Source organism: Streptomyces sp. NPDC001700, from assembly GCF_053596435.1.
In genome coordinates, this window is record NZ_JBSFGE010000003.1 from 272,083 (window position 1) to 284,766 (window position 12,684).

Sequence of the window (12,684 nt, forward strand, 5' to 3'; positions counted from 1 at the left end):
CGCTGCCTCCCTGAGCACTATACCGACCGGTGTGTTGACTATACGCGAAGCCGGATGTAACCATACCGGTCGGTATACCCATGGCCTATGCATGACCTATGGAGGAGGCGAAGTAAATGCGTGCTGTGCTGCTCACCGGCTTCGGCGGTCCCGAGAAGCTCGTCTACCGGGAGGACGTACCCGAGCCGAGGCCAGGCCCCGACGAGGTGCGGGTCCGCGTCGGCGCCACGGCGCTGAACAACACCGACATCTGGACCCGCGAGGGCGCCTACGGTTCGGCCGACGACCCGGGTTCGAGCGCCGGATGGCGCCGGGAGCCCCTTGCGTTCCCCCGCATCCAGGGCGCGGACGTCGCAGGACGCATCGACGAGGTCGGTGCGGGCGTTCCGGCGTCGAGGGTCGGCGAGCGGGTCCTCCTCGACCCGATGATCTACCAGGGCGGCGAGCGGGAGCTGGTCACCACCGAATACCTGGGCAGCGAACGCGACGGGGGCTTCGCCGAGTTCGTGACCGTACCCGCGGGCAATGCGCACGCCGTGGACACTCCGCTGAGCGACGCCCAGCTCGCGACGTTCCCCACCGCCTACGCGACCGCCATGCGGATGCTGAACAGGGCCGGGGTCCGGCCGGGCGAATCGATCCTCGTCACCGGCGCCTCGGGCGGCGTGGGATCGGCACTGATCCAGTTGGCCACGATCCGGGGTGCGCGGGTGGTGGCCGCCGTGAGCGGTGGCAAGCGGGAGCAAGCCCGCGAGCTGGGCGCCGACGCCACGATCGACCGCGAGAAGCTGAGCACCGAGCTGCCCGCCGCCTCCGTGGACGTCGTGGCCGATGTCGTGGCCGGGCCGGGCTTCCCGTCACTTCTGCGAGCGCTGCGGCCGCTGGGCCGTTACGTCGTGGCCGGAGCCATCGCCGGACCCCTGGTGGAAACGGACCTGCGCACGGTCTACCTGAATCAGCTCCAGCTCATCGGCTCCTCCTTCGGCAGCCACGAGGACTTCCGCGCGCTCCTGGCCCACATCACCGGCGGCGAGCTGCGGCCACTGCTCGCCGCGACCTATCCCCTGCGCGAGCTCCGGGCCGCACAAGAGCACTTCGTCAGGAAGAACTTCTTCGGCAAGCTCGTCGTGACCCCCGGGGAGCGGTAGTCGTGTCCTTCGACGGCATCCGGGTCCTGACCTTCGACGTGGTCGGCACCCTCATCGACTTCGAGACCGGAATCCTGGACTGCCTCCGGCCGGTGGCCCGGGTCAGCGACGGCGAGCTGCTGGAGTCCTTCGGACGCGGCGAGGCCATCCAGCAGCGCCTCACGCCAGAGCTTCCGTTCACGCAGATGCTGGCGCCGATCCAGCAGCGCATGGCCGACGAGCTGGGGTTCTCCGGCGACGTCGGGCTGCGCGAGTCGATTCCGCACTGGCCCGCCTTCCCCGACGCACCGCCCGCGCTGCGCTCGCTGGGCCGCCGCTTCCGGCTCGTCGCCCTGACCAATGCCGACAACTGGGCGCAGGAACAGATGGCCGCCACGCTCGGCTCACCGTTCGACGACGCGGTCACCGCCGAGGACGTCGGCGTCAACAAGCCCGACCCGCAGATGTTCGCCTACTGTCTCGGACGGCAGAGCACTCACGGCTACACCCGGGCCGAGTGCATGCACGTCGCACAGAGCCAGTACCACGACATCCAGGTGTCCAAAGGCCTCGGCTACCGGACCTGCTGGATCGAACGCCGCCACGGGCTGCCAGGTTTCGGCGCGACGCCCCGCCCCCACGAACTCACCACACCCGACCACCACTTCACCTCCCTCGAAGAACTCGCGAGGGAGGCGGCGTGAAGATCTGCGCCGCCGCACGCCCGACATAAATCATTCGCACCCCGTCCACGCACTGGCTAAAATCCCCCGTCTTGCCGCCTCCCGCTCGGGAGAGCCGTCGGCCGGACGGAAACCGGCTGGCATCTCGTCCGTACCGCACCTCTGCTTCGTGTACCCGCCGGAGGCTACGCCGTGCCCTCGCACGCCCCTGAGCACGCCCCTGACCAGCCAGAACCACCCCTGACCGACCCTCTCGCACGGGAACGCGCCCACCTCGCCGCCTCCCGCGCCGCCCTGCGCGCCATGCGCGCCGACGTCGAAGCCCTCGACCTCCAGGACGTCGCCGCGAACTGGGTCAACGCCGAGGCCCTGCACCACCAGGTCAGCGAGCGCATCAAGGCCCTCGCCGACCTCTCCCACACCCCGCTCTTCTTCGGCCGCCTCGACTATCTGCACGCACCGGACGCGGAGGCGGCGGAGGGGGCCGAGGGGGAATCGTTCTACATCGGCCGCCGTCACGTACACGACGGTGACGGCGACCCCATGGTCATCGACTGGCGCGCCCCCGTCTCGCAACCCTTCTACCAGGCGTCCAAGAAGGCCCCCATGGACGTCGGGCTGCGCCGCCGCTTCGGCTACACCGGCGGTGAGCTGACCGCCTACGAGGACGAGAAGCTCTCCGACCCGGACGAGGCGGAGCAGACCAGCAAGCTGCTCCAGACCGAGATCGAGCGCCCGCGCGTCGGCCCCATGCGGGACATCGTCGCGACGATCCAGCCCGAGCAGGACGAGATCGTCCGCGCCGGAATCGGCGGCACAGTCTGCGTCCAGGGGGCACCGGGAACCGGGAAGACGGCGGTCGGCCTGCACCGGGTCGCGTACCTCCTCTACGCCCACCGCGAGCGGCTGGCCCGCTCCGGCACCCTCGTCATCGGCCCGAACCGCTCCTTCCTCCACTACATCGAGCAAGTGCTGCCCGCGCTGGGCGAGTTGCAGGTCGCCCAGGCCACCGTCGAGGACCTGGTGGCCCGCCCCGCCACCGGCGTCGAGGTACGCGGCGCCGACTCCGCCGACGTGGCCCGTATCAAGGGCGACGCCCGCATGGCCGAGGTGCTGCGCCGGGCCCTGCGCTCGCACGTCACCCCGCCCACCGAACCGTGCGTCGTGGTGCGCGGCTCGCGCCGCTGGCGGGTCCCGGCGTACGAGATCGAGGAGACCGTGGCGGAACTGCTGGCCCGCGACATCCGTTATGGCGCGGCCCGCGACGCCCTGCCGCAGCGCATCGCGCACGCCGTACTCGTCCGCATGGAGCAGGCGGGCGAGGCCCCCGACGACCGCGTACAGGACGCGGTGGCCCGTAACCCCGCCGTGAAGGCGGCCGTCAAGGCCATCTGGCCGCCCGTCGACCCGGCCAAACTCGTGCTCCGCCTGCTCTCCGACGCCGACTTCCTGGCCGCCCACGCGGACGGCGTCCTCGACGCCGACGAGCAGAAGACCCTCCTGTGGACCAAGCCGCCGCGCAGCGTGAAGTCCGCGAAGTGGTCCCCGCAGGACGCGGTGCTCGTCGACGAGGCCACCGACCTCATCGAACGCACCCATTCCCTCGGCCATGTAGTCCTGGACGAGGCGCAGGACCTGTCCCCCATGCAGTACCGCGCCGTCGGCCGCCGCTGCACCACCGGCTCCGCCACGATCCTCGGCGACCTGGCCCAGGGCACCACCCCCTGGGCGACGTCCAGTTGGCACGAGGCCCTCACCCACCTGGGCAAACCCGGCTCCACCGTCGAGGAGCTGACCCAGGGGTTCCGGGTGCCGCGCGAGGTGATCGCGTACGCGTCGCGGCTGCTGCCCGCCATCGCGCCCGGCCTGTCCGAGGCCACCTCGATCCGCGAGGCGGCGGGCGACTTCGCCGTACGAGCCGTAAACCCGGCCGATCTGGACGCGGCCGTGATCACCGCCTGCCACGAAGCCCTGTCCCACGAAGGCTCGATCGGCCTGATCGCGGCCGAAGCCCGCCTCCCGGCGCTGTCCGCCGCCCTCGCGGAGGCGGGCCTGCGGTATCTCTCCCCCGGCGAGGAGACCAGCCCCGAGGCGAGGCTGACCCTGGTACCCGCGACGCTGGCGAAGGGCCTGGAGTACGACTACGTGGTCCTGGACGAACCGGCCGCCGTGGTCGACGGCGAACCCGACGAACGCACGGGCCTGCGCCGCCTGTACGTGGCCCTGACCCGAGCGGTCTCGGGCCTGACGGTGATCCACGCGGCCCCACTCCCGGAGCGCCTGACGTAACCCTGCGGGTGCGGCTGCGCTGGGTGGTGGGTGCGGGCGCCGGGGCCTCCGGGGCAGGGCCCTGGACTCGTATATTTACGGCGCCGCCGCCCGGGAACGTGGGGTGGGCCGGAAGTCCACGGCGCCACAAATACACGTCGTCGTCCAGGACCCCACCCCTCCGACCCCGTCCTCCTCCCGCATCATCGCCGACCGCGCGTCAGCGTCACGCCCCAGCGGCGGGCCCCAAGCGGGGGGCGTCGCCACCGTCACCGACCACAACCCGGCGGCGGGCGACGGGCCGGGGGCGGGAGCAGGCCCGCCCCCCATGCTCCAAGGGCCTCAGCCCACCGGCACCGGTGCGTCGAGCGCGATGCGCCACTGCCCCACGGCGGCCGCGTCCACCGGGCCGTGCCAGCCGCCCGGGCGGGCCGCGCTGCCGATGTGGAAGGCGGTGATGCCCGTGGCGCGCAGTTCGGGGAGGTGGTCGAGGCGGAGCCCTCCGCCGACCATGATCCGCGCCTCATACCCCGCCGCCCCGGCCCGCGCGGCCTCGGCCCGGAGCGTCGACAGGCCGTGGTCGACGCCCTGGGCCGAACCGGCGGTGAGGTACGTGTCCAGGCCGGGCAGCCCGGCCAGCTGCCGACGGAGCACGTCGCGGTCGGAGGCGCGGTCGATGGCCCGGTGGAACGTCCAGCGGCTCTCGTCCACGCCCGCCCCGGCGCCGATGACCTCGACCAGCGTGGAAACGGCAGCGAGATCGGCCAGCCCATCGGCGGCCAGAAAACCGAGTACGAACTCGTCCGCGCCCTCCGCGTACAGCGCGGCGGCCCGACGGCACAGCGCGTCGACGGCCGCGGCGTCTCCCGCCGCGAATCCATCGGCCGCGCGGAGCATCACCCGCACCGGCAGATCCACCGCCGAACGGACGGCGGCGAAGGTCTCCCGGGAGGGCGTCAGCCCGTCGGCGGCCATGTCGGTGACCAGCTCAAGACGGTCCGCCCCTCCGGCTTCTGCCGCGATCGCGTCCTCCGCATGGAGGGCGATAACCTCGAGAATTGGTCTAGACATGCCGCATAGCTTGCCATACCCCACTTTCCCCGCAACCCGCACCCCGGAGAATGGGCGCATGTCCGACCACCCCGCGCTCCTCACTCGCTGGACGCTCCTCCTCAACGGCGCCCGCGACACCACCACCCCCGACCCGGCCCCCTACGGCCGCGACCTGCTCTCCCGCTGGGCCGAACCCCAGCGCCGGTACCACACCACCGACCACCTGATCGCGGTCCTGGATCGCATCGACGAGCTACTTCCCCACGTCCAGGCCCCCGACCCCGACGCGATCCGCCTGGCCGCCTGGTTCCACGACGCCGTCTACCTCCCCGACCGCTCGACCAACGAGGACCGCAGCGCCCGCCTCGCCGAACGCGCCCTCCCGGAAGCGGGCGTCCCCGAGGCCCGCGTAACCGAGACCGCCCGCCTCGTCCGCCTCACCACCGACCACGACCCCGCCAAGGGCGACACCAACGGCGAAGTCCTCTGCGACGCCGACCTGGCCGTCCTGGCGGGCACGCCCGAGGCCTACAGCGCGTACGCGGCGGCGGTCCGCGAGGAGTACGGCTTCGTCCCGGACGACACCTTCCGCGAAGGCCGCGCGAACGTCCTCCGCCACCTCCTGGGCCTCCCCCGCCTGTTCCGCACCCCGGTAGCCCACGACCGCTGGGAGACGGTGGCCCGCCACAACATGACCACGGAGCTGGAGCTGTTGGGATCTGCCTCATCATGACGCGCGCGTGGATCCTGCCGATATTGCTCGCGGCCTCCGGCGCCCTCATCGCGACCACGCTGGCCGCCAAGGGCTCCCCCGGAACCGCCGTCGCCCTCCTGCTGTTGTTCGTCGGGCTCGCAGGACTGAACTCGCCGCTGGTGTTCCCCCGGTCGATCGGCGCGGCGGAGGCACAACGCCGCAGCGCGGCCGACGGTCGGCCGATCGTCTACTGGCGGCCGGGCTGCGCGTATTGCCTGCGCCTACGGATCCACTTGGGCCGCAGCGCCCGCCAACTGCACTGGGTCAACATCTGGCGCGACCCGGCCGGGGCAAGTGCGGTGAGGGAAGCCAACGATGGCAACGAGACGGTGCCCACGGTCGCGGTAGCGGGCCGCCCGCACACCAACCCCGACCCCGCCTGGGTACGCGAACAGCTCCCTACATCTCCGTAAGCGCGGAGACGAACGATGCCCAGCCCTCTGCCGGGAAGATGAGCGCCGGTCCGTGCGGGTCCTTGGAGTCGCGGACCGGGACGACGCCGTGAGTCTGGGCGAAGGTGCGGGAAAACTCCACGCACTGGCCGCCGTTGGCGCCGCTGTACGAGGACTTGATCCACTCGGCAGCGGCGACGAACGACGCCCAGCCCTCCGCCGGGAAGCTCAGCGTCGGCCCGTGCGGGACCTTGGAATCACGGACCGGGACGACGCCGTGGGTCCGGGCGAAGGTACGGGAGAACTCCACGCACTGGCCGCCGTTAGCGTCGCTGTACGAGGACTTGATCCACTCGGCAGCGGTCAGATCCAGGTCGGCGCTCATGCGCGGTACTCCTTCACCAGAGTCTTGATCAGAGCCGTTGACTGATCCGGGGACAGCGCGTGCGCCCTGAGCAGATCATAGTCATCGAGGGCTGCGGCGACCGTCTGAGGAGAGTCGTGCATCCTCCCTCCTACCCGCGTCTCGGTGTACAGCACCGTGGGCGAGTCCGGAAAGCGCAGCAGCGTGAAGGGCTTCGTGGAAGCGGCTGGAACTCCGGCCGAGAACGGCAGGACTTGAAGCGTGATGTGGGGTGACGCGGCAGCCGTCACCAGATACTCAAGTTGCCCGCCCATGACATCGGCACCGCCTACCACCGTGCGCAGGCACGCTTCGTTCAAGATCACCCAGAGGTACGGCGGTGTCTCCTGCTCGAACACCTCACGCCGACTCAGTCGCGTGGCGACCTTGCCCTCGATCGCCTCGGCTTCGTTCTTCGAGAAGTACGCGCGGAAGACGGCCTCCGCATAGTCCTTCGTCTGAAGGATGCCGATCACGACATTCGCCGAGTAGTCCAGCACCCGCGACGCCTTGCGCTCCAGATTCAGATAAGGGGTGAACCACGAGGGGTGGTCGCCCTCATCGATCCTGCGGAGCATGTCCGCGAACAGGTTGGCCGTGCCGAACGCGGTGTCGCAGCCCTTCGCGAACTTGTCGCTGGGCCTGGGCAGGAGCTTCCCCGCCTCCACCCTGCTGACGTACGCCTCCGAGTACCCGGCGGCCTGCCCCAGCCGTTTCTGGGTGAGCTTGCGGCCGAGACGCACCTGTTTGACGTCAAGGCCGAATCGCTGGAGCGGATTCAAGTTCGCGGATGGGGTCGTCTCGTCCAATGCTGTGACCTCTCGCTATGTGATCACGGCCAGCATCGCGGCAGCTCGCAGACTTGCGCAGTGCGGCTAAAGGCGTCTCATTCTATTGGCCGGAGCGTTCCCCTGGTGACCAATTGACTACATACGGTGCCCGCCCAGGGCGTCCAGGGAACAGCCGAGTGGAGCTGATGTCATGAACGGCCTACGCCTCCTGCCGTGGTCCGACCCAGAGGGCAAGCCCTGCTACTTGTCGACGGACGACGACAACAGCCGGTTGAGCCGGAAGGCAGACCAGATCGAGACACTGCAACTGGGCATGGGCACCCAACTGCTGGAGCACTCCAAGGCGTTGCTCACCAACGAGAAGGTCGGCGTCGTAGAGCTTCGCTTCCTGGCCTGCCGCCTGACGGAGGCGTTGAGGGACGCATTGCGCATCGCGGAGAGCAGGGGTGGACGGCTCCTTGAGTATGTCGAGGACGGCGCCGATCAGTTGGACGCGGATCATCCCGAACGGCGGCCCGGGTAGCGATACGTTTTGCGGCAGTCGGGAGCAGTGGTGGGTGGCAACTGGCCGTCGAGCGCATAGCACAGGGCTGCGTGCAGGTGCTCGGCAGCGGTAGGGCTCAGTCGCAGTTCGGAGGCACCAAGGAGCTGGCCGCCTCTGCTGATCTGGAGCGGGAGGGCAAGGCTGCCGTCGTCCAGGCGGCGCACCTTCCACTCCGGGACGTGGTTGATCTGCCAGTCCGTCATGAAGATCACTCACCGGTAGTCGTGAGGGCGATTGGTGTAGGTGTGACCGGTCGGGGCGGTCCAGGTGGTGGTGCCGGACTCGGAGTCGCGTTTCAGGGCCCAGCCGGGGTGGTGGGTCTTCATGAGGTGGTGGCGTCTGCAGAGGGTGGTGAGGTTGTCGGGTGTGGTCGGGCCGCCTTTGGTGGGGTCGGCGTGGTTGAAGGGTTCGACGTGGTCGAGGTCGCAACGGTGGGCGGGCATGCGGCAGGTGGGGAAGGCGCAGTGGGCATCGCGGGCGATGACGTGCCGCTCCACTTCGGCGGTGGGTTTGTAGGTGGTGGGATCGGTTTTGATCAGCATCCCGGTATCGGGATGGGTGATCAGGCGGCGCCAGACGGTGCCTTCGGCGAAGGCGACTCCGCGAGCCTGGTCGGCGGTGATAGGGCCGTAACCCTTGAGGTAGGCGGGGTCGTCGGTGTCGCCGATCAGGACGTCCAGCGGAACGGTCACCTGGACCACCGCCGCTGAACGGCCGCCCGAGGATTCGGAACTGCTTACGGTGCGGTTGACGATGAGGTCGTAGAGGGCGTCGACCCGCTTCTGCTCCAGCGTGCGGCCCTCATCGGGGAGGGTGGCAGCGTGGGAGTCGACGGCGGCGGTCATGGCCGCTGCCTGTTCGGCCGGGAGGACCGCGCCCCACATGGCCATTCCGTCATCCTGCGGATAGTGGACCATCTGCCGCTGTCGCTTGCGGGCTTGGTGCCGCTCTTCAGCGCCGTCCGGATCGGCTCGGACGATCTCGCGGGCCAGGGCGCGGCGGGTCTGGCCGGTGGTCATGGTCGGCAGCCTGTGCAGCAGGGCCGCCTCGACCTGTCCCGCGACCTCGGGATCGAGGACGGCGCAGGCTTCGGTTACTGCTGCGGCCTGTAAGTAGGAAATGTCTCCCTGGGCCAGGAGGGCTCGTGTGGGCGGGTAGCGGCTCGCCAGCTCACGGGCGACTTCCAAGCGGCGGGCGGCCGTCGTGCCGGACAGCTTCAGGGCACAGGCCACTTCCTCGCAGGTGAAGTTCCATGCGGCCTCGGTATTGCGATCCCATCCTGCCGGTGGGCCCTCGGCCCAGACCTCGGCTTCCAGGGCGGCGAGGATGTTTGCCTGCTGGGCCTGGATCCAGGCGGTGTGGCGCTCCAGGGCCTTCAGCGCGTCGATGCGGCCGGTACGGGACAGCTTCTCCGCGTGCAAGACCGGCAGTACGGATGCGGTGTGCGGGCCCGGTGCGGTGGCGGCCAGATGGGCGGCCCACTCGTCCGGGGTGATCGGATCGTTCAGGTCATTGATCGTGTTCTCGGTCATGACGGCGGTCATGGCGATCACTCCCCCTGTGATGCTTCAACACCCGCCTCCCCTTGGCGGGCTCACACCTCGACTATCCATCACTCTCCGTGACATCGCCAGGCCGCAGCCGCCGAGCCATCACTTCGAGTGAACGTTCGGGAGATAGGGAACGCCCCCGGGCGAGGAATGGCGGACCGAGCATGGGCGTTGACGTCGGCATGCCCATCGCCGTGTATGTACTTGGCCTGTCCGTCTTCGCTCTCGGGACCTCGGAGTTCATGCTCTCCGGGCTGTTGCAACCCGTCGCCCGGGACATGGGGGTGACGATCCCCACGGCCGGGCTGCTGATATCGGCGTTCGCTATCGGGATGGTGGTTGGGGCGCCGCTGCTGGCAGCGGCCACGTTGCGGTTGCCGAGGCGTACGACGCTGATCGCGTTGCTCGCCGTCTTCGGGCTCGGGCAGGTCGCGGGGGCGGTGGCGCCGTCGTATGGGGTGTTGTTCGCGTCGCGGGTGGTGAGCGCGCTCGCGTGTGCCGGGTTCTGGGCCGTGGGGGCGGCGGTGGCCGTGTCGTTGGTGCCGGTGAACGCGCGGGCGCGGGCCATGGCGGTGATGGTCGGCGGGCTCAGCGTCGCGAACATCGCCGGGGTTCCGGCCGGGGCGTTCCTGGGCCAGAACGCGGGATGGCGCGCCGCCTTCTGGGCGGTCGCCGGGCTGTCGGTGCTCGGGCTGATCGGCGTGATCGCGCTCGTACCGCGTACGGAGGTGCCGACCGGGGAGGACCGGCCGCGGCTCCGGGCCGAGCTGCGCATCTACCGCGACCGGCAGGTCTGGCTCGCGCTGGTCACCACCGCGCTGAGCGGAGGCGCGGTCTTCTGCCTGTTCTCGTACCTCTCGCCGCTACTCACGGACGTGGCCGGGCTGGACGAGGGCTGGGTGCCGACCGTGCTGGCGCTGTTCGGGGTCGGCGCGCTGATCGGTACGGCGGTCGGCGGGCGCATCGCGGACGCGCACCTCTTCGGGACGATGTACGGCGGCATCACCGCCTCGACGGTCGTGCTGACGGTCCTCGCGCTGACCGCGCACAGCCCGATCGCGGCCGTGGGCCTGGCGCTGATGCTCGGCTTCACCGCCTTCTTCACCGCGCCCGCGCTCAACGCCCGTATGTTCAACGTCGCGAACGCCGCCCCGACGCTCGCGGGCGCGACCACGACGTCCGCCTTCAACATCGGCAACACGGTGGGCCCCTGGCTCGGCGGCCTGGTCATCGACGCGGGCTGGGGCTACCCGGCGGTGGCCTGGACGGGCGCGGCCCTGGCCGGTACGGGCATCGTGACGACGGCCCTCGCGGCCCGGCTGCATCGTACGGAGGGGGCCTCGCGGGTGATCGCCTCCGGTCAGGCCGCCACCCCCGCACACGAGACGGTCCGGTAAGACGAGCGAGACGGTCCGCCCTCAGCCCCGCGCCACCGGCTTACGGCGACGCAAGCCCGCCGCCGTAAGCCTGCGCAGCAGCTCCTTGCTGCCCACCTCCTCCGCCCCCGCCCGCACCGCCCGCGCGTAGAGGTCGCTCGGGACGTCGTAGTGGTCGCGGTCGAAGCCGCGGCGCGGGGCGCCGATGCGGGTGGCGAAGGCGTGGAGTTCGTCGTACGAGACGTCGCTCACCAGGTGGGACCACATCCGGCCGTGGCCCGGCCAGGAGGGCGGGTCGATCAGTACGGCCATCAGATCAGCCCGGAAAGAATCAGCGCCGCCATCAGAGGGTGGTCCCCAGCGAGCCCACCGGCGCCACCGCGACCGCCGTCTTGCCGCACACCCAGTGCGGATCGGGGCCCAGTTCGGGTTCCACGTCGAGGGCGTGGAGGTCGCCGCCCCGGGTGCAGACGGGGCACAGGGGCCAGCGGCCGTAGCGCTCCAGCAGGGCGTCCTGGACGTCCTGGGCGACCAGCCCGGACACGAAGGCCACGCCTTCCGGCCATTGCTCGACCCACCAGCGGCGGTGCGCGATGGCGTCCTCGACGAGCGAGACGATGTCGGCCTGGGCGACGTCTCCCGCCGCGAGGTCGGCCAGGACGAGCGCCCGTGCCGCGTGCAGTGCATGTTCGAGCTTCATGGGTCCCATTGTCACCTTTGCTTCGTCGCGCCGCCTTCCCGCGTACGGAATGGCATCGCGCGCGGTCTTGACTGACCTCGTGGCCGGAAATAGTTTTCAGATGTGAGCAGTAAGTTGAAGGAAACTTTCACTCCCCTCACCGACCCCGCCGTGCCCGCCCCCGCCGCCCTCGCGGCGAAGGTCCGCACCCTGGGCCCGTCCATGACCCGCTCGATGCAGCGCGTCGCCGAGGCCGTCGCGGGCGATCCGGCGGGCTGCGCGGCGCTCACCGTCACCGGTCTGGCCGAGCGTACGGGCACCAGCGAAGCCACCGTCGTCCGTACCTCCCGACTGCTCGGCTACCCCGGATACCGCGATCTGCGCCTCGCGCTCGCCGCGCTCGCCGCGCAGCAGGCGGCGGGCCGGGCACCGGCCGTCACGGCGGACATCGCGGTCGACGACCCGATCGGGGACGTGATCGCCAAGCTCGCCCAGGAGGAGCAGCAGTGTCTGGCCGACACCGCCGCCGGGCTCGACCCCGGCCAGGTCGAGGCCGCGGTCGCCGCGGTCGCCGCCGCCCGCCGGATCGACGTATACGGCGTGGGCGCGTCGAACCTGGTCGCCCAGGACCTGGCCCAGAAGCTGCTGCGGATCGGTCTGATCGCGCACGCGCACGCCGATCCGCACCTGGCCATCACCAACGCCACCCAGCTGCACTCCCGCGACGTCGCCCTCGCGATCACCCATTCGGGGCGGACGACGGACGTCATCGAGCCGCTGCGCGTCGCCTTCGAGCGCGGGGCGACCACCATCGCGATCACCGGCCGCCCGGACGGCGAGATCGCGCAGTACGCGGACCTCGTGCTCACCACCTCCACCGCGCGCGAGAGCGAGCTGCGCCCGGCGGCGATGTCCAGCCGCACCAGCCAGCTGCTGGTGGTGGACTGCCTGTTCATAGGCGTGGCGCAGCGCACGTACGAGAGTGCGGCGCCCGCCCTGTCCGCCTCGTACGAGGCCCTCGCGCACCGGCACGACCCCCGCCCCAGCCACCGCTGAGCCGGGTC

The 12,684-nt window shown here is 70.6% G+C and carries 15 protein-coding genes; 8 read left to right on the top strand and 7 right to left on the bottom strand.

Annotated features, from left to right (window positions below; genetic code table 11):
- Window positions 1–116: 116 nt before the first annotated feature.
- The 3 genes from ACWC5C_RS06905 to ACWC5C_RS06915 all read left to right on the top strand — a co-directional run bounded on the left by ACWC5C_RS06905 (window position 117) and on the right by ACWC5C_RS06915 (window position 4,099).
- The gene (locus ACWC5C_RS06905) at window positions 117–1,148 is read left to right on the top strand and encodes an alcohol dehydrogenase family protein (protein ID WP_450874439.1); all 1,032 of its coding nucleotides are present in this window, start codon (window positions 117–119) and stop codon (window positions 1,146–1,148) included.
- 2 nt (window positions 1,149–1,150) lie between these two features.
- Window positions 1,151–1,831: an HAD-IA family hydrolase gene (locus tag ACWC5C_RS06910; protein WP_450874440.1), complete on the top strand. Its 681-nt coding sequence runs from the start codon at window positions 1,151–1,153 to the stop codon at window positions 1,829–1,831.
- A gap of 171 nt (window positions 1,832–2,002) precedes the next feature.
- Window positions 2,003–4,099 (top strand): HelD family protein, encoded by a 2,097-nt coding sequence (locus ACWC5C_RS06915; protein ID WP_450874441.1) that lies wholly within the window; start codon window positions 2,003–2,005, stop codon window positions 4,097–4,099.
- A gap of 321 nt (window positions 4,100–4,420) precedes the next feature.
- Here the strand turns inward: ACWC5C_RS06915 and ACWC5C_RS06920 are convergent, their stop codons facing one another.
- Window positions 4,421–5,149, bottom strand: a complete 729-nt coding sequence (locus ACWC5C_RS06920) for a copper homeostasis protein CutC (protein WP_450874442.1) — start codon at window positions 5,147–5,149, stop codon at window positions 4,421–4,423.
- Between the two features lie 58 nt (window positions 5,150–5,207).
- On the opposite strand from ACWC5C_RS06920, the gene ACWC5C_RS06925 reads away from it, so the two are divergent.
- Both ACWC5C_RS06925 and ACWC5C_RS06930 read left to right on the top strand, forming a co-directional pair.
- Window positions 5,208–5,864 (top strand): HD domain-containing protein, encoded by a 657-nt coding sequence (locus ACWC5C_RS06925; RefSeq protein WP_450874443.1) that lies wholly within the window; start codon window positions 5,208–5,210, stop codon window positions 5,862–5,864.
- On the top strand, window positions 5,861–6,298 hold the full coding sequence (locus tag ACWC5C_RS06930) for a glutaredoxin domain-containing protein (protein WP_450874444.1): 438 nt from the start codon (window positions 5,861–5,863) through the stop codon (window positions 6,296–6,298). Before ACWC5C_RS06925 ends, ACWC5C_RS06930 begins: the two co-directional genes overlap by 4 nt.
- Here the strand turns inward: ACWC5C_RS06930 and ACWC5C_RS06935 are convergent.
- A complete protein-coding gene (locus ACWC5C_RS06935) occupies window positions 6,285–6,662 on the bottom strand; it encodes a DUF397 domain-containing protein (RefSeq protein ID WP_450874445.1) in 378 nt (125 codons plus the stop codon). The two genes, ACWC5C_RS06930 and ACWC5C_RS06935, sit on opposite strands and share 14 nt — an antisense overlap.
- The gene (locus ACWC5C_RS06940) at window positions 6,659–7,489 is read right to left on the bottom strand and encodes a helix-turn-helix domain-containing protein (protein ID WP_450874446.1); all 831 of its coding nucleotides are present in this window, start codon (window positions 7,487–7,489) and stop codon (window positions 6,659–6,661) included. The genes ACWC5C_RS06935 and ACWC5C_RS06940 overlap by 4 nt, the downstream gene beginning before the upstream one ends.
- Before the next feature lie 172 nt (window positions 7,490–7,661).
- Here ACWC5C_RS06940 and ACWC5C_RS06945 point away from each other — a divergent pair, with 172 nt between their 5' ends.
- Window positions 7,662–7,994: a hypothetical protein gene (locus ACWC5C_RS06945; RefSeq protein ID WP_450874447.1), complete on the top strand. Its 333-nt coding sequence runs from the start codon at window positions 7,662–7,664 to the stop codon at window positions 7,992–7,994.
- Here the strand turns inward: ACWC5C_RS06945 and ACWC5C_RS06950 are convergent.
- Together ACWC5C_RS06950 and ACWC5C_RS06955 are read right to left on the bottom strand one after the other, a co-directional pair.
- Window positions 7,970–8,218, bottom strand: a complete 249-nt coding sequence (locus ACWC5C_RS06950) for a hypothetical protein (protein ID WP_450874706.1) — start codon at window positions 8,216–8,218, stop codon at window positions 7,970–7,972. The genes ACWC5C_RS06945 and ACWC5C_RS06950 overlap by 25 nt on opposite strands.
- A 9-nt stretch (window positions 8,219–8,227) precedes the next feature.
- Window positions 8,228–9,559 (bottom strand): DUF222 domain-containing protein, encoded by a 1,332-nt coding sequence (locus ACWC5C_RS06955; protein ID WP_450874448.1) that lies wholly within the window; start codon window positions 9,557–9,559, stop codon window positions 8,228–8,230.
- Window positions 9,560–9,747: 188 nt separating this feature from the next.
- Here ACWC5C_RS06955 and ACWC5C_RS06960 point away from each other — a divergent pair, with 188 nt between their 5' ends.
- On the top strand, window positions 9,748–10,962 hold the full coding sequence (locus tag ACWC5C_RS06960; RefSeq protein ID WP_450874707.1) for a Cmx/CmrA family chloramphenicol efflux MFS transporter: 1,215 nt from the start codon (window positions 9,748–9,750) through the stop codon (window positions 10,960–10,962).
- A gap of 21 nt (window positions 10,963–10,983) precedes the next feature.
- Here the strand turns inward: ACWC5C_RS06960 and ACWC5C_RS06965 are convergent, their stop codons facing one another.
- Window positions 10,984–11,253, bottom strand: a complete 270-nt coding sequence (locus tag ACWC5C_RS06965) for a DUF4031 domain-containing protein (RefSeq protein WP_450874449.1) — start codon at window positions 11,251–11,253, stop codon at window positions 10,984–10,986.
- 31 nt (window positions 11,254–11,284) lie between these two features.
- On the bottom strand, window positions 11,285–11,641 hold the full coding sequence (locus tag ACWC5C_RS06970) for a hypothetical protein (RefSeq protein ID WP_385446139.1): 357 nt from the start codon (window positions 11,639–11,641) through the stop codon (window positions 11,285–11,287).
- 102 nt (window positions 11,642–11,743) lie between these two features.
- On the opposite strand from ACWC5C_RS06970, the gene ACWC5C_RS06975 reads away from it, so the two are divergent.
- Entirely contained in the window at window positions 11,744–12,676 is a 933-nt protein-coding gene (locus ACWC5C_RS06975; RefSeq protein ID WP_450874450.1) for a MurR/RpiR family transcriptional regulator, read from the top strand.
- The last annotated feature ends 8 nt before the right edge of the window (window positions 12,677–12,684 follow it).